The organism is Methylacidiphilum kamchatkense Kam1 (assembly GCF_007475525.1).
Taxonomy (GTDB): Bacteria; Verrucomicrobiota; Verrucomicrobiia; order Methylacidiphilales; family Methylacidiphilaceae; genus Methylacidiphilum; species Methylacidiphilum kamchatkense.
Map to the genome: position 1 here is coordinate 1,010,534 of NZ_CP037899.1, position 16,926 is coordinate 1,027,459.

At 38.5% G+C, this 16,926-nt stretch carries 11 protein-coding genes and 1 pseudogene; 3 read left to right on the top strand and 9 right to left on the bottom strand.

The features are described 5' to 3' along the window. Nucleotides 1-70: 70 nt before the first annotated feature. Entirely contained in the window at nt 71-1,435 is a 1,365-nt protein-coding gene (locus tag kam1_RS04780) for an aspartate aminotransferase family protein (RefSeq protein WP_039721663.1), read from the top strand. Nucleotides 1,436-2,138: 703 nt separating this feature from the next. On the opposite strand, the gene kam1_RS04785 is transcribed toward kam1_RS04780, so the two are convergent. Beyond that, nucleotides 2,139-2,444 carry a Dabb family protein gene (locus kam1_RS04785; protein ID WP_039721662.1) on the bottom strand — a complete coding sequence of 102 codons (306 nt, stop codon included), beginning with the start codon at nt 2,442-2,444 and terminating at the stop codon, nt 2,139-2,141. Between the two features lie 125 nt (nt 2,445-2,569). On the opposite strand from kam1_RS04785, the gene kam1_RS04790 reads away from it, so the two are divergent. After that, nucleotides 2,570-3,136 carry a bactofilin family protein gene (locus tag kam1_RS04790; protein WP_039721661.1) on the top strand — a complete coding sequence of 189 codons (567 nt, stop codon included), beginning with the start codon at nt 2,570-2,572 and terminating at the stop codon, nt 3,134-3,136. Nucleotides 3,137-3,205: 69 nt separating this feature from the next. Here kam1_RS04790 and kam1_RS04795 read toward each other — a convergent pair whose 3' ends face one another. The 6 genes from kam1_RS04795 to pgi form a co-directional block, all read right to left on the bottom strand. Beyond that, nucleotides 3,206-4,105, bottom strand: coding sequence for a Kdo hydroxylase family protein (locus tag kam1_RS04795; RefSeq protein ID WP_052250497.1), 900 nt, complete (start codon nt 4,103-4,105; stop codon nt 3,206-3,208). Nucleotides 4,106-4,128: 23 nt separating this feature from the next. Then, the gene (locus kam1_RS04800) at nt 4,129-4,332 is read right to left on the bottom strand and encodes a hypothetical protein (protein WP_012463350.1); all 204 of its coding nucleotides are present in this window, start codon (nt 4,330-4,332) and stop codon (nt 4,129-4,131) included. 31 nt (nt 4,333-4,363) lie between these two features. Further along, entirely contained in the window at nt 4,364-4,627 is a 264-nt protein-coding gene (rpmB, locus tag kam1_RS04805; protein WP_039721660.1) for a 50S ribosomal protein L28, read from the bottom strand. Between the two features lie 11 nt (nt 4,628-4,638). Then, on the bottom strand, nt 4,639-4,890 hold the full coding sequence (rpsR, locus tag kam1_RS04810; protein ID WP_134390553.1) for a 30S ribosomal protein S18: 252 nt from the start codon (nt 4,888-4,890) through the stop codon (nt 4,639-4,641). 17 nt (nt 4,891-4,907) lie between these two features. Further along, nucleotides 4,908-5,591 (bottom strand): TraR/DksA family transcriptional regulator, encoded by a 684-nt coding sequence (locus tag kam1_RS04815; protein WP_052250496.1) that lies wholly within the window; start codon nt 5,589-5,591, stop codon nt 4,908-4,910. A gap of 122 nt (nt 5,592-5,713) precedes the next feature. Next, nucleotides 5,714-7,357 carry a glucose-6-phosphate isomerase gene (gene pgi / locus kam1_RS04820; RefSeq protein WP_039721659.1) on the bottom strand — a complete coding sequence of 548 codons (1,644 nt, stop codon included), beginning with the start codon at nt 7,355-7,357 and terminating at the stop codon, nt 5,714-5,716. 547 nt (nt 7,358-7,904) lie between these two features. Here pgi and treY point away from each other — a divergent pair. Next, nucleotides 7,905-10,712, top strand: coding sequence for a malto-oligosyltrehalose synthase (gene treY / locus kam1_RS04825; RefSeq protein WP_039721745.1), 2,808 nt, complete (start codon nt 7,905-7,907; stop codon nt 10,710-10,712). A gap of 800 nt (nt 10,713-11,512) precedes the next feature. Here the strand turns inward: treY and treZ are convergent. Both treZ and treS read right to left on the bottom strand, forming a co-directional pair. Then, a complete protein-coding gene (treZ, locus tag kam1_RS04835) occupies nt 11,513-13,360 on the bottom strand; it encodes a malto-oligosyltrehalose trehalohydrolase (RefSeq protein WP_244946175.1) in 1,848 nt (615 codons plus the stop codon). 104 nt (nt 13,361-13,464) lie between these two features. Further along, nucleotides 13,465-16,862, bottom strand: a pseudogene (gene treS / locus kam1_RS04840) (maltose alpha-D-glucosyltransferase). Nucleotides 16,863-16,926: the final 64 nt, after the last annotated feature.

Genomic DNA, 16,926 nt, shown 5'->3' on the forward strand with positions numbered 1-16,926 from the left:
AGATAGTTCAATATTGCATCTTATCTAATAAGCAGCAAATGTACCACTAAGTTTTGAAAAATAAAGTCTGATGGGAAAAGAAAAAAATATTCCTGGAAAAAAGTCAAGGGCATTATCTGAAGAGCTTTCCAGTTATGAGTGTCATAATATCACTGCTATTTCCTCTAACGGTCCTATTTTCTGGCAGAAAGCAAAAGGGGTTCACGTATGGGATGTCGACGGGAATAAATATTTAGACCTCAGTGGAGGATTTGGTGTCGCCGCTTTAGGCTATAGCCATCCAAAAATCTATCGTTCTCTTATAAAGCAATTAGACAGACTTTGGCATGTGCTGGGTGATGTCTATCCTTCAAAAGAAAAAGTAGAGCTCTGTCGATTGCTCTCTCAAATTACCTTTGAAAAATGGGAACATCAAAGAGGGAAAGTCATCTTGGGCTGTACTGGGAGCGATGCAATAGAAGCTGCATTAAAAACAGCATTTTTCCATACGAAAAAAAACAAATTTATTACTTTTTACGGTGGATATCATGGGCTTTCTTTGGGAGCATTAGCAGTCAATGGACTAGATAATTTTCGAAAACCTTTGGAAGGATTATATGCTCCAGTTGCTTCTTTTCTTCCCTATCCTAGTTGTTTTTATTGTATTGAGAAATCTCAAAGTTTGACTCTAAAGAATTGTCCTTGTGAGCCACTTTTCGAAGAAAAATTAGAAAAAATGATGCACGAGGGCTATGGAGCTATTCTTTTCGAACCGCTTCAAGGAAGGGGAGGGGTTGTTGAACCACCGGATTGGTTCCTCCCTCTTTTGCGTAGGGTAAGCGCCAAACACAATATTTTGCTCATAGCCGATGAGATTTTTACTGGCCTTTATCGGACCGGAAAAAGATTTGGTTGTGATGTAGCTGGGATTGTACCAGATATCATATGTCTTGGGAAATCTATGGCTGGTGCCTTTCCTATTTCAGCATGTATTGGAAGAGAAAATGTGATGGATAGCTGGCCTAAAAATGACGGGGAAGCGATCCATACTTCCACATTTCTTGGTAACCCAATTGGCTGTCGCATGGCTATCGAACAGATCAAGGAATTAGAAAAAAAGCATGAACAGCTTCTCATCAAAGAAAAGGGGGAATATTTCTTATCGCTGCTTAATAACTTATCAAAACGTTTTAGCTGTTTAAAAAATCCTCGTGGCAAAGGTTTGTTTTTGGGGGTCGATATCGTTGATGAAAAAGGTTGTCCTGCCCCAGAGATTGCCGCAAAAATTGTTATCAAGATGCTTCAAAAAGGAATTATAATTCTCACGGAAGGACCTTGTAGGAATGTTCTCAGTTTTACCCCTCCATTGATTGTCACCTTTAAACAAATAGGCTCTGTGATACGAATTTTGGAACAAATCATTACAATAGTTCTAAAAGAAACCAAATGGAGCTAAGTTACAAGTGGTCCTAGCAATGAAATTATTAAAGCTTACACCCATTAGAAAAGTGGCCCAGACTGCTCAGATTCTCATGTCTTTCAATATATTATGGATATCGCTGTATTTTTTTATAGAACGATCCCTTGCTTGATATAGGTTAAAAGCGCCTATTTACCATAGCGCTTATAGATGTATAGTTGGATAACCTCTTTTGTCATACTTTCTGTTGTTTCCACATAGTATGCCTATATTCAAAGCTGCTCGCCACTGCCTGCCTTTTTGAGCATGGGAAACTGCCCATGCAACTTCCTTGATGTATCTCCTTTTACCAGGCACACGTGGTGGGCAGGCACCCATCGAGGCAGTGCGGATACAAAATCTTTCCATTCCTAGAAGGATTAATCTTCCTTGGGCGTAATATTCTGCGATGTTCCCTTAGGAGGCCATTGCCTACAGATAAGAACTAGCTCTATGCCTGAAGTGTAGCTTTGAAGGCTCTAGGAATGTCTTGGGGGGCTGAATCTGCATCTCATCCCCTTTTTTATTTACCTCCCGGCATTCTCTAATGTAATAGGAGCTTAGAAAAGGGCTAGCGTTATCTAATTTTAGTCGCAGACGGCAAGCGCCACTCTAGAAAATGGTATGGATTCCCCCTAGAATGGTCTAAAACGTGTAAAAGGAGGTTAGAAGTCCATTCTCTTTAGGGGATAGGGAAGGATCATTTGCTCCTAGGTTCCATTTCGAAATCATATTCGGTTCTGATGGCGGAAAGTGGAGCCAATATCTGTTTTTCAAATTGATAATAGTAAGGGCTTTGCTTAACCAGCTCCAGTTTTTCTATGGAATCCACATCGAAAGAAAAAAAGAAGAAATAAGAGCCATTGGGCGAAATATTTTTGCCTACTCTTAAATTCATTATTTCTGGTATTTTCAATAATCTTACTCGAGTTTCAATCATTAGATTATCGATTTGTTCAGGACTCGAAACGTTTTGAGAAGATAAAAAACATAGATGATGAATCATAGAAGTAAAAATGTTATTTAATGACGATTAGATAATAAAACCAAAAAACTCTTTTTTAAAAGGAGAAAAAAGTTGGCAAAGAAGCTTATGTTTTTTAATTTCATAGATAACAAGGAAGTTGATCTATGATTGGAAATTTTCTAAGAAAAAGCGAACCTAACAAACCGCAGGAAACTAAAATAATCCCTCCTACGCCTCCTGAGCCATTCGGTAGTCCTCCTCCCACCCCTGTTCCATTGGAAAAATCCCTGCAAGAAAAAGAAAAACAAAGGGAACAAGAAAAAACAATCGAAATCAAAAGGGAAGTTACCAGTAGTGAACCAAAAAAAGGTTTTAGAGAAGCACAAGTTTCCGAAAAACTATTTAATGTGTTGGCAACGGGAACAAAATTTTCAGGTTCAATTGCCTTTCAAAATCAATTAGTTGTAAATGGTCATTTTGAAGGCCAGATCTATTCGAATGAGGGAACACTTATTATTGGAGAAAAGGCAGTTGTGCATGCTCAAGTTGAGGTAGGCAGTGTTTTAATTTCAGGACAATTTTCTGGTAACATTCATGCTGCTGATTTAACAGAGCTTAAAAATGGATCTGAGGTTTTTGGGGATGTTAAAACCCGCCGATTAAAGGTTGAGGAAGGCTCGATTCTTAGTGGAAAGTGCGAATGCACAGCCAAATCGCTCCGAGATAGATAGAGCGCTTTTTTGTCTGAGCTCTAATGGATATAGAGCTTCGTGAGAAACGTAATGGGGCATTTTATAGCTTTAAACTGATACTAACTTTTTGTTGAGCGCAGCTTCCAGGAGTTTGAGAGGGGATTTCTCAGGATGTTTCAAAGCTTCTATTTTAATATGAAATGTTTGTTCTAGGAGAAACTGCCCTTTATCTACTGCATGTAGTACTTGATCTGTAAAAACAATCCAAGTACTTCCTGCTGGGAAATCGAAGGCCACCTGAGGAGAATTTTTTTGATATTGCAAATCGAGTTTTCCTTTATCATGAAGCTGGAGCATGTAATGGTCGTATAGACTTCTATATCCTTTAGTTATTCCAAGAGCATAAAGAAGAAAGCGTTTACCAGGGGTAGGGGATTCTAGTTGAGGAAGAAGGTGTTTGAGATATTGCGGAAAAGGCTCTCCAATTCTCCAACTTCTTGGTTTACCACTGGGGTTTATATTAGAAAAAACTCTCAATATCCTTTCTCCTCCCGTGGGGCTAGATGGGAAGGCATCCACATGAAGTCTTGTATCATCTTTTCTTGGCGAAGTTGGTCGACCAGAAATTTCTACCGGCCGAAAACTTGTGCGGGCTATTCTTAATGAAGAGCCATAAAAAGGGAAAAGCAGATGAAGAAATTCCTTTGTCTTTTGGGCATATCGTTTGAGCATCCCACTGAGCAATTTAAGATCCTCTGTCTTTCCTTCAACACCTTTGAGGCTAGAATTCCTTGGATCATAGCTAATATTTTTTGCTCCACTAACCCAAGAAGGCTCAAGAAATTTTGTCTCTTCAGGTAAAAGAGAAAAATTGAGCCTGGGAAAAAAGAGGACAGAGCCATTTTCCAGGGATTCTATTGCCTTTTCCTGTATCTCTTTTGAAAATTCCGCATCCCAACGGTCCGCTTCAAATTGTATGACAGGATGCTCTAAAGAATAAATATCCATAAAACGCACTTAGTAGGTTATCTTTATCTTTTTTTCTTTAAAATAGGAAGCCCAGTCCGTTCGCTTTCCGTGACAACATATCCATTAGGTAAGGCATCAAGTGCCCCATCTCCAATCTGGGTAGAAAAATAGTAAAGAGTAACCTTATGCCCGTTTCTAAGAACCTGTTCCCTTGAATGAAGGTAATAGGTTTTTCCTGATTTTTTGCTCACAACTTGGTATGCCATAAAAGCACCTTTTTTTAAGTTTCGTTGAAAATTAAATCAATCCATTTTCCTTTAGGAGAGGAAAAACTCCTCTTTTCATCATGGTTTTTAATCCTTTTGCAGAGACCCGTATTTTAACTTTCCTTCCCAACTCTGGAACGAAAATACTTTTTTTTCTTAAATTTGGAAGGAACAACCGTGGCGTATTCCCCGTGGTATGTAAGCCTATACCTCCCTTCTTTTTAGCTTTCCCTTTTCTGATGATTCTCCTACCTTTAGCAGGTCGAATACCATGAATTGGACAAATTCTAGACATAGAAATTCTCCTTATTTCATCAACAAAACGTTTCGAGCCCTTTTTATCTCCCTAGTTAGTCGCCTATGAAGTTTTGCAGGCAGCCCTGTAATTCTTCTTGGAAGAATTCTTCCGTTTTCGGTTACATATCTTTTAAGTAGCTCAACATTTCTAAAATCTATAGCTTCTGCATCGATGTCCACTCTTTTTTTAACAACTTTGGGAGTTGTTAACGCTCTCTTTTTCCTCTTTTTTTCCTTTAAATTACCACTGTTTCTACCCATAGCTGCACCACCTTTATTTAATCATTTTTTTCTTTTTTTTCTTCTTCTTCCTCTCCATGTTCCTCTTCTAAGAGCTCTTCAGTATCTGCAAATTGAGGTACAGATTCCCATCTTTTTCTAAGTTGATACATCTTTTCTTTTTCAAATTGACGTTGGCAGTCGATATCAAACCGGGCATACGGAATAGCTAGCAGGCGGATGATAGGAATTGGTTTGCCACACATTTGACAAACTCCATAGGTATTTTCTTCTATTCTCTTTAGACTTTCGTCAATTTCAAAAAGAGAATCATTTTCTTGAGATAGCAAGCTAAGTGCAAAATCTCGGTCATACACGTCGGTACCAGCATCTGCTTGGTGGACACCAAACCCAGTAGATTCTCCACCTTCGGGCCTCGATTTTAAAACATCCGAAGAAACCCCTTCCATTTGCTCAATGATTTGTTCCCTCAAGTCTAAAAGCCGTTCTTTTTGAAGCTGCAAAAATGCTTTTTTTTCTTCTTCAGATAAATCAGCAATTTTAAGATTTGGATTAATATTATCTCCTTTGTCAAAGGAGATAGTTACTTCATTAGATGCATTGCTTAAATTCTCAAAGTTTGACATAGCATTAGATTGTACAGTACTTTCTTTTTGCTTTGCTACCTTTTCATTTGCGGCAGGTTCGGTCTTTTCTTCTGTTTTTTTCTTTTTCTTTCTCATTATTTTTATGAATACATCCACATCAAGTAGATGTTTTTTAACATTAAAGATTAATTTCTTTTTTTTCTTCGGCAACTGCTAATTAGCTTCTTTCTATTATTTTTTAGAAAATTCCTATCTTCCTATTTGGATTGTTTCAAATAAAATTCAATCAGTCCTTTTGTCGAAGCGTCATGCTCATAGAGTAATGAACCAGCGGTTAACTCTTCTTCAACCCTTGTAGCAAGCTGCTTACCTAGTTCTACTCCCCATTGATCAAAGGAATTAATATCCCAGAGCAATCCTTCAACAAAAATCTTGTGTTCATAAAAAGCGATCAAACTACCAAGAGTCCTTGGAGTTATTTTTTGGATAAGAAAGGAGTTTGATGGCCGATTCCCCGGAAAAGTTCTATGTGGAAGCAGTTTTTCGATAGTTTCAGGATTCATCTTCGCTTTTTGCATTTCTTCTTTAGCTTCTTGCTCTGTTTTACCTTTCATTAAGGCTTCTGTTTGAGCAAAAAAATTGGAAAGAAGAATAAGATGGTGATTCCCAATGGGATTATGCGTTTGGATGGGAGCAATGAAATCTGAAGGAATGAGATGCGTGCCCTGATGGAGAAGCTGGAAAAAAGAATGTTGACCATTGGTACAGGGATTTCCCCACAGAATAGGTCCTGTGGTATAGGTCACAACGGTTCCATTTCGGCGAATTCGTTTCCCGTTGCTTTCCATGTCTAATTGTTGGAGATAAACTGGAAAAAGTTCTAAGTACTGATCATAGGGAAAAATGCCATAAGTTTGAGCTCCAAAAAAATTGCCATACCAAAATCCAAGAAGCCCCATGATCACTGGGATGTTTTTTTCTAGAGGGCTATTTCGAAAATGCTCATCCACAAGATAAGCCCCATAAAGTAGTTCTTCAAACTGATCCATTCCTATATAAAGAACGATAGATAATCCGATAGCAGACCACAGGGAATATCTCCCACCAACCCAGTCCCAAAATTCGAACATGTTTTCTGGGCTAATACCGAAATCCTTCACCGCTTTTTCATTGGTTGATATAGCTACGACATGCTTTTCAATTGCTTTTGGATCGCCAAAATAATCTATCAGCCGTTTTCTTACCGTATGTGCATTCGTTAAGGTTTCTTTGGTAGTGAATGTTTTTGAGGAGATGATAAAAAGGGTCGAGTCTAGTTCAATTGCTTTTAGTACCTCTGCAATATCTGTTCCATCCACATTCGATACGAAATGAACGTTAAGCTCTTTATGTCCATAAGGTTTTAGGGCATGGGTGACCATTCGAGGGCCTAGATCTGATCCTCCGATACCTATATTTACAATATCTTTTATGGGTTTTCCGCTATATCCCTTCCATCGTTTAGATCTGACTGCTTCCGCAAAGTTTTTCATTTTTTCTAGAACCCTTTTGACATCGGCCATAACATCTTTTCCGTCTACATAAATTGGCCGATCAGATCTATTCCTTAAAGCGACATGAAGCACTGGCCTATTTTCAGTAAAATTGATTCTCTCCCCTGAAAACATCTTTTCTATATATCCAGGAAGATCGACTTCTGTGACGGCTTGCAAAAGCAGAGAAAGAGTTTCTTCAGTAATTCTATTTTTTGAATAATCGAAAAGGAAATCACCCCAACAAATTGAAAATTTCTCAAATCTTTGAGGATCGGAATGAAAAAGATCCCGCATGTGGAGTGGAGAAATTTTTTGATAGTGTTCACTTAATGCATGCCATAGCCTAGGGGAAAGTGAGCTATTCATAAGTAGTTCCTTTAAAAGTTTTTTTTGAATGGATAGAATGATCGTTTATCCCTATAAAGTTTGTAGGTAGAAAAAGAGTTATTTCCTTCTACTTTCTTAAAACAATGCTTTTATTTCTATAAAACTAAAAAATAAAAAGGAAGTTTCTTTTTAGAAAGCTATTCTTGCTGTCTTTAGCTTTGGCTAATAGGCTCAAGACAATCATGCCACTCCTTGAGCTATCTCATTGGATGTTGCCACAGCTGCTCAAGGAATTTGTCTCTCTTTCTTTTTGTAAACCTCTCTTTGTCGTTTCAAAATTGTTGGCAAAGAACCACTTTTGTTAAACCTTGATGAGCTGCACTTAAAAGGAAGGAGTTTTGAAAGCCTTTCTTTCAGCACGGGCGGCAGGCTAAAAGCTAGCTTGCAGGGACTTGTGTTTTGGCTAAATCTTTCTAAAAGCTTTAAAGGAAATTCTTTGTCTTATACCCTTCATTGTAATTGCTTTTCTCATTCGAAAACAGAAGATAGATTATGTTGAACTTCTTTATCTTAATGAATGATCGTTATGAGAATTCCATTAGCCTCTTATCGAGTTCAATTGAATAAGTCATTTAATTTCGAAAAACTGGCAAAGATCATCGATTATCTTGCGCAATTGGGAATTTCAGATATATATGCTTCTCCCATTACCAAAGCTAAGCCAGGCAGTTCCCATGGGTATGATGTAGTGGATTATACAAAGATTAATCCTGAGTTAGGAGATTTTCTTGTCTATGAAAATATAGTTTTAAAGTTGAAAGAAAAAGGAATGGGATGGATTCAAGATTTTGTGCCTAATCACATGGCCTACAGCAAGGAAAACACCATGCTCATGGATGTATTCGAGCATGGACCTTACTCCCGGTACTATGAATTTTTTGATATCGAATGGAACCATCCTTATGAATCTTTGAAGGGAAGGGTGCTTGCTCCCTTTCTTGGACCTCATTATGGAGAAGCCTTGTCCAAGGGAGAAATAAAGCTGGTCTTTGATTTGGGTTCTTTTTACGTCCGCTATTATGATATTCAATTTCCTCTGAAAATAGAGAGCTATGCAACCATTCTGACTTCCGTCCTAAATACGATTCGAAAGCGGGTAGATACAAAAGATCCAGATTATCTAAAACTCCTCGGTGTGGTTTATACCCTTAAGAATATTGGAGCTTCCGAATCTAGACAAGAACGTATCGAACAGGTTTCTTTCATTAAATACATATTGAATGAACTTTACACGAAAAATGTGCTGATCAGAGTGTGCGTGGATAGGACTATTGAACTATTCAATTCGGAAGACAAGACAGAGCCAGGGCATTTTCTTCTCATGGACAAGTTGCTTACCGAACAATATTTTCGCTTTTCCCATTGGAGAGTGGCTTCGGAGGAAATTAACTACAGAAGGTTTTTTACCATTAACGATCTTATTTCTGTTCGTATGGAACGGGAAGAAGTTTTTGAAGAAGCCCATTGTCTTATCTACCGATTGATAGAGGAAGGCAAAATTACTGGACTTCGTATCGATCACATTGATGGCTTGCTTGATCCTGAAAAATATTTAAGCGCTTTACGAAAAAGAATTCCAGGGATCTATACCATTGTTGAAAAGATTCTGCGTCCGTTAAAAGAAACACTTCCTATTGGTTGGCAGACTGAAGGAACGACAGGGTACGATTTTTTAGCTCTTCTTACTCAGCTTTTCTGTAACCCAGAAAATGGTCCCATTATGGATCGAATTTATCGAAGGTACACTGGGATAGATCAAGAATATGAAGAACTTTTAAGAGAAAAGAAAAGATTTGTTATTGGAAGGAGGCTTGCTGGCGACCTTGACCGAATTGCTTTGATCCTGCATTCTCTTTGTTCTCGTCTCTGGTTTGGCCCAGATGTCACTATCTATGGGATCCGGAGAGCTCTTGTTGAGGTCCTTTCCTGTTTTCCTGTTTACAGAACATATATCTCAAATGGTCAAATGAGTAAACAAGATAGAATGTTTTTGGAAGAAGCTGTCAATATTGCCAAAGAAACCCTTCCAGAACTTTCAGTGGAATTGGATTTTATCCTCAAATTTTTTCTTCGGGAAATAGAACATTCTTTTTCCGAGGAGGAAGAACGGGAAAGAGAAAATTTTATCAAACGCTTCCAGCAACTAAGTTGCCCACTGATGGCAAAAGGACTCGAAGATTGTCTTTTTTATGTCTACAATAGGTTACTTTCTCTTAACGAAGTTGGCAATGATCCATCCATCCTAGGGATTTCTTCAGAAACATTTCATTCCTTTCTAAAAGAAAGAGCGCTGTGGTGGCCTTTTACTTTCAATGCCACTTCAACGCATGATACCAAAAGAGGGGAAGATGCTCGGGCAAGGATAAATGTACTTTCAGAAATTCCACAAGAATGGGAAAAGGTTCTATATCAATGGACAGAAATCAATGAACCGGAAAAGTCCAAAGTGGGGAACATCATGGTTCCGGATTATAATGCGGAATATTTCATTTATCAATCTCTTATTGGACATTTGCCTTTTGACCTTTCGGAAATCGATTCTTTTTTGGACAGATTTAAAAAGTATTTCATAAAGGCCAGCAGGGAAGCAAAAAGCTTTTCTGGATGGCAGAATCCCAATACCGCTTATGAAGAAAAATGTTGCCAGTTTATTGAGAGTCTTTTAAATCCGAAGAATTCAAAGTTTTGGGACTCTTTTCTTCCTTTTCAAAAGAAAATTGCCCATTTTGGAATCATTAATTCTCTTTCACAGCTGCTCTTAAAAATTGCATCTCCTGGAATTCCAGATTTCTATCAGGGTTGTGAGCTGTGGGATTTTTCATTTGTTGATCCAGACAATCGCAGACCCATTGATTTCGATTGGCGAAAAAAAATTCTGATGGAATTTATAGAGGTAAGTGATGAAAAGGCTTTGGTCGAAGAACTTGTAATGAACAGTGCGGATGGCCGCATAAAGTTTTGGCTCACCTATAAGGGCTTGCAGGCTAGAAAGAAATTTCCTGAAGTTTTCGGTTCTAAATCCTACATTCCATTGACCTTTCAAGGGTCGAAAGCAAGGAATGCTTTTGCTTTTCTTAGGCAACAAGCCAACTGCTGGATTATAGCTATAGTCCCAAGGTTCTGCACGGAGCTATGCAAAGAAGGCCAGTTTCCTGTTGGAGGTGGAATTTGGCATGATACTATCTTGATGTTGCCTGAAGAGGCGCCTTTGGAATGGTCTTCTCTGCTGGTAGATGGGGAAAAAAGAAAATGGGATCGGAAAGTCAATGTTGGCGAAGCATTAGATATACTCCCTGTGGGTTTATGGTTTGGACAGACTACGAAGAGAGAGTAGACAGAATGGAGTGTTCACTAGACTTAGAACACAAAATGACTAACTCTGTTAATCTGTAAGAAGTTAAGCAATAAGAAAGCAGGACATCTTCTAGATAACTATCTCGTATTGGATTTGGAAAGGAAAGATGCTATTTTCCTTTGAACAGACACCAGTGGGAGATCATTGTCAAAGAACCGGCTTTTAAAAACCCTATCGGCTTCCCGATATTTGCATGTGTCCGAAACTAGATTAACCGAATTGAAGGCAATGCAAGCCGCTACGACCAAACGGGTCACCAATATCCTTTTTGAAATTGAGAGTAAAGCCAACCGTAACCGAACTAAGCTCATGAGTTTCTGGCTGATCTTGAAATGAACATCAATGTCATGGAACACACTGGTCGATTCCTGCAGTGCAGCTTGGAGTATGCAAAAGTTGTGATTTTGGCCTTAGTAGATAATGCCATTTCTAAAGAGTTCAACTATAAGCTAATTCAAAAGGTCTTTCTGTTTTTCTCTGCTACTCCCTCCAATCTACTCAAAGCTGTCTAGATTGGTTCTAAGCTGATTGTCTGCTTTGCCATGACTGATTTTAGGCACACCGTACGATCTGCGCCAGATGCCTTCGAACGTCAGATCCTACCTGACACAACAACATTCGAGGATCCACCCTTCCAAACCTCTTTTTGATTATGGATAAAAAGTAGGCATAGGCGATCGTTCGGCGGTCTGCAGTGCCTTCGGCATCTCACCACTTTGGGCGCATTATGTCAAAGCGTAGAATGGATGAAGATCTACCGTATTTAACGGTAAGAGATCTCAACAACTATAGTAAAGAACGATGTTTTTTGGACTGATCGGAATAGAGGTGGAGGAGGCAACTATTTGGTCAGGAGAAATAGATCCTGATCCACTCCATTTTTCGTCAGCAAGATCAAGAATTTTTTCCAATGGATAGACAACTTCTTCCTCGATCAAATATCTCCTTTCTACTGAGTCGAAGTTAGTTATTCCAAGGAGGCTTTCCTGTTTATTGTTAAAAAAAAAGAAAAAGAGCTTTTCTTCTTCATTAAAATTTACCGTAGGAGAGATGTTTGCAGAGCATATTAAAGATTTATATTTTTGGCGTAATGCAATCGTATGCTGATACAATTTCCATAGAATGGCGTGTGTCCCTTCAGTCCTTAATTCCCAATTAATAATAGATTTATTGAAAGCTTCTTGTTTTGTTGCATCATATCCTTCTTTGTCTCCATGAAAATCTGCAAACTCTTTCATTCTTCCTTTTCGAACGGCTTCTAGAAGATTGGGATCCCCATGATCGACAAAGTAGAGAAAAGGATTTTTTTCTCCATACTCTTCACCCATGAACAAAAGCGGAATGAAGCCTGAAAGAAGAGTCAATACACAAATTATTTTGAGTTCACTAAAATCAATTAGACAAGAAAGTCTTTCTCCTAAATACCTATTTCCAATCTGATCATGATTCTGAGAAAAAACGATCAGTTGGCTTCTTTTGACATGTTGAGGTTTTCTTCCATGCTTGCGTTTTCTATAAGAAGAATAGCACCCATCAATGACATATCCTTGCTTAAAAGCTTTTGCAATATGTGAAAGGGAGCCGAAATCAGAATAATATCCTTTTGTTTCCTTGGTTATATAAGCGTGCAGAGCATGATGAAAATCATCACACCATTGTCCATGGAGATGGCAGCCTCCAAAGGTTTTCGGATAAATGAATTTGGGGTCATTCCTATCACTTTCGGCAATAAGGAAATGGGTTTTATTGAATGTATGACAAAATTCTGTTGTTTTATCGGCTAATTCCTCAAGAAAAAGATACGCGCTTTCGTCATAAATGGCATGAATCGCATCCAGCCTTAAAGCATCTATGTCATATTCGGAAAACCAGAAAAGAGCATTATATATAAAAAAATTTCTAACTTCGTCAGAATAAGCATCGTCATAATTAATGGCCTCTCCCCAGGGTGTTTTATATTTTTGGGTAAAATAAGGAGCAAATTGACTAAGATAATTACCTTCCGGGCCTAAGTGGTTATATACAACATCAAGAATCACTGCCATGCCAATCTGATGACAACTATCTACTAATTTGCGCAATCCCCATGGTCCTCCGTAACTATTCTGAACGGCAAAAGGATAAACCCCATCATAACCCCAATTTCTTTTTCCTGGAAATTGCGCTACAGGCATAAGTTCTAGAGCATTTATTCCTAATTCTTTTAAGACTGGTAGTCTGGGTATGATTGCCTCAAAAGTGCCTTGTGGAGTGAATGTGCCCACGTGCAATTCATAGATAATGTAATCATCTAAAGTGGGTCTTTTTTCAGTGATTTCGCTTTTTTTAATTGCTGAAAAATCGATAACTTCGGATCGGTCATGGACGCCGTAAGGCTGATATTGAGAAGCTGGATCGGGATATTCTTTTAGCTTGTTGATTCTGTATTTATACCTAATTTTGTTTTTTTTCTCGTAGGTTTTTAGTAAGCCTCTCCAATATCCACGACTATCTTTTTCCATTGGGATGATTAGATCTTCTGGTTCGTATATGTGTACAGCGCAATCCGAAAGGAAAGGGCCCCATACAACAAAAGAGACTGCATCATTAGAACAAATGGAACCAACTGGAATTATAGAAGACAACATGTTCATTATCCTTGAACTCTGTCCTATAAAAAAAGTTGTTCTTCTGCCATTGTGAGAGAACCATTGTGAGAGAAAAAAGAACGGTCCTTACTGAATTACTTCCTTCATTGATTCTTAGCCATAGGTATTGTTTTTGTTTGGCTGATCAAGGTCAATGGAAAATTAAGAAAAGACAGAACTGCTTTACATAAAAAAGATGCTTCTTTCATCAGAGATCTTTTCAAGGAATATTCTATTTCATAGAGCACCCTTTCTAGCAAGCAAAAGTGGAGCAACCTTTCTTTTTCTTCTTTTGTTTGTGGGAGAATTTCAGATTTTGCCACTTCTAAGTATCGGTTCACAAAAACGGCTGTAGCATACCTATGCCAGCAGAGCGAAATATCTTCTAGCCATGGCTTATCTTGAGAAATCAGCAGGGAGGATTCAAGAGCCGAAAATGCTGCTAAATAGAGAGAAAAGATCATACTAGCAATATCCTTTAGCGGCGTTTTTTTTAACTTTCTTTGGCTAAATGGTATTTCTGTTTCTCCTTCAAAATCTATGATTACGAAATCCTTTCCTGTATACAAAAGCTGTTGTAAGTGAAAATCCCCATGAATCCGTATTTTTAACCCGTAATTGCCAGCAATCAGAATCTGTTGAAGTTGTTTTTCAATGATCTCTATTTTTTCATAAAAACCTAGAATTTCTTTGTCTTTTAAATCCTTGTTGTTTTTCGACAATTGTCTTTGAAGACGCAAAAGATATTCCATAGCTGATTGGAAGAGGCTGCGTTGGTACCATGTTGTAAACGGTTCAGGGGAGAAGTTTGGATCTTTGTTTTCAGCGGAAAGCCAGTTATGCATCATTGCAGTTTTTTCAGCGATCGACCGTAATTTTTCTACATATGTTCCTTCCAAGATTGCCTTACATTCGGAAGGCCACTGTAAAGGATCCATCTTTAGGAGATCTCTAGGAGCTGAAAACAACTGTTTTGATTCGAGGACTCTTTCATAATATCGACTTAAAGAATCGATGGTCAGCTGCCAGCAATCCCCTTGATTAGGAATGAATTCTTCTATCAAGCATAAAGAATGGACTGTCCCGTCTGTAGATAAAAACTCAGCGTTTCCAAGGTACTTAGGGAAGAAAGGAAGGCTTTCTTTCGATTCTAGATATTCTAAAATTTCTATTTCAGGGTTGATCCCCTCGTTTAGTGGTCTGTAAAACTTGCACATTATTTTATTTTCAAAGTTGATCAACAAATTTCTTTGTTTGTCAGGAAGCACTTGAGAGGAGATGGGGAGTTGTCCTTCTCTACAAGTTTCTTCAAGTTTTGAAGAAGGCTTTGCCACTACTTTACCTTTTCCTAAGTTTATATGTCTTCCAGAGGCAATCCAATCAAGCATCCAGGAACGAAATGTCGATTCATACATGGCATCTATAAGCAGTCCCTCTTGTTCCTTCTCTTTGAATTTGCAAAACACGCACTCTGGATTTTTCTTTCCGATTTCATCAACGTCTTTTTTCTCAGTTTTTTTCAGAAAAAAGAAAAATGGTTCTGGATTCCCTACATCATAATAAAAAGCAAACAATACACACTGTATATCTTCTCCTAAAAACCGGAGGGCTTTTAATTCGATTGCATCCTGGATTTCTACCCGCAGCAGCTTTTTGCCCAGAAGGTTAAACCACTTAAACTGAGAAAGGTACAAGGGCAGGACTTTAGAAGCAAAACGTTCCCCCTCTGAGCTTAACCAAAAGGATGGCGAAGGGACCTCTTCAAGAGCAATCGTTGAAACTCTTTCTAATTGTTGCTGAGAAGAGTCATAGGAGGGATTGAGAGAAAACCAGAAATAAGCATAGGGAGAAAGGACAAATAAAAGAGGGTTTTCGGTTATTTTTGGTAGAGTAGCTTTACCGAATGTTTCTGTTGGAATGTAGCCGATACAATCAGGTAGACTGATTTCCGTAACTTGAGTAAAACGGGAAAGATTTATAACAACCAATAGGATCTCTTCTTTGTATTTTCGAATGAAAGCTAAAACCTTAGGATTGCTTTGATTGATGATTTCTATGGTTCCACGGCTGAATGCTAGATATTTTTTCCGCATGCTGATCACACGCCGGATCCACCAAAGAAAGGAAGAGAGGTTGTTTTGTTGCAATTCCACATTAACGGCCTGGTAGTGATATTCAGGATCTATGACCAGTGGCAAATAGAGTCGTTGAGGATTAGCCTTTGAAAAGCCCCCATTTTTTTCTTCAGACCATTGCATTGGGGTTCGAACTCCGTTGCGATCTCCCAGATAGATATTATCTCCCATACCAATCTCATCCCCATAGTAAATGATTGGTGAACCCATGAGAGAAAAGAGAATCGTAAAAATGAGTTCCATTTTTTTTCTGTTGTTATCGAGAAGAGGAGCAAGTCTTCGCCGAATTCCTAGATTGAGTTTTGCTCGAGACTCCTTCGCATAGACCCTGTACATGTAGTCTCTTTCTTCATCGGTGACCATTTCTAAGGTCAGTTCATCATGATTACGAAGGAAAGTGGCCCATTGACAACAATCAGGAATAGGGGGGTTAGTTCTAGAATATCCACTATAGGATAGTTTTCTTCCATTCGCATCGCCATAAAAATCCTTGGCATCAGTGGGAAATGGAAGGCCATGTGGCATTCGTCCCCTTGGCCAAAATAAGCTGCGGCATCTTCTGGCCATTGGTTAGCTTCTGCAAGAAGCATCCGATTGGCATAATGGGTGTCAACATAGCTGCGGAGTTCTTTAAGAAATTGATGGGTTTCAGGCAGATTTTCACAACTGGTTCCATCCCTTTCGAAAAGATAAGGCACTGCGTCTAATCTCAACCCGTCGACTCCCATTCCAAGCCAGAAATCGATAATTTTAAAAATTTCTTTTTTAACTTCAGGATTATCGAAGTTTAAATCCGGTTGGTGAGAATAAAAGCGGTGCCAGTAATAAGCTTTTGCTACAGGATCCCATGTCCAATTGGATGATTCAAAATCTTTAAAAATAATTCGAGCTTCTTTAAATTTTTCCGGATTATCACTCCAGACATAATAGTTTCTGTAATTGCTTCCCGGAGGAGAATTTCTGGCCCTTTGGAACCATGGATGCTGATCAGAAGTATGATTAATAACTAACTCGGTGATCACTCTTAAGTTTCTCTTGTGAGCTTCCAGTAAAAAAATTTTGAAATCATTTAGCTCACCATAATCAGGGTGCACAGCGCAGTAATCAGATATGTCGTATCCGTCATCTTTCAAAGGAGAAGGATAAAAAGGCAATAACCAAATGGCATTCACTCCAATCGATTTGATGTAGTCCAGTTTTTGAGTCATTCCTATGAAGTCACCAATCCCATCATCGTTGCCATCAAAAAATGATTTGACGTGGACTTCATAGATGATGGCATCCTTCCACCAAAGCGGAGGTGGAGCATATTCCGATTTTTCTCCTAGCTGTCTATGCGTTGTTCTGTTGAAGGATTGACTGTCCATACATGTCAGCAGGACTATACTTTAAATGAGAAATGAATTTGAAGGGAAGAAAAACATCTATTGT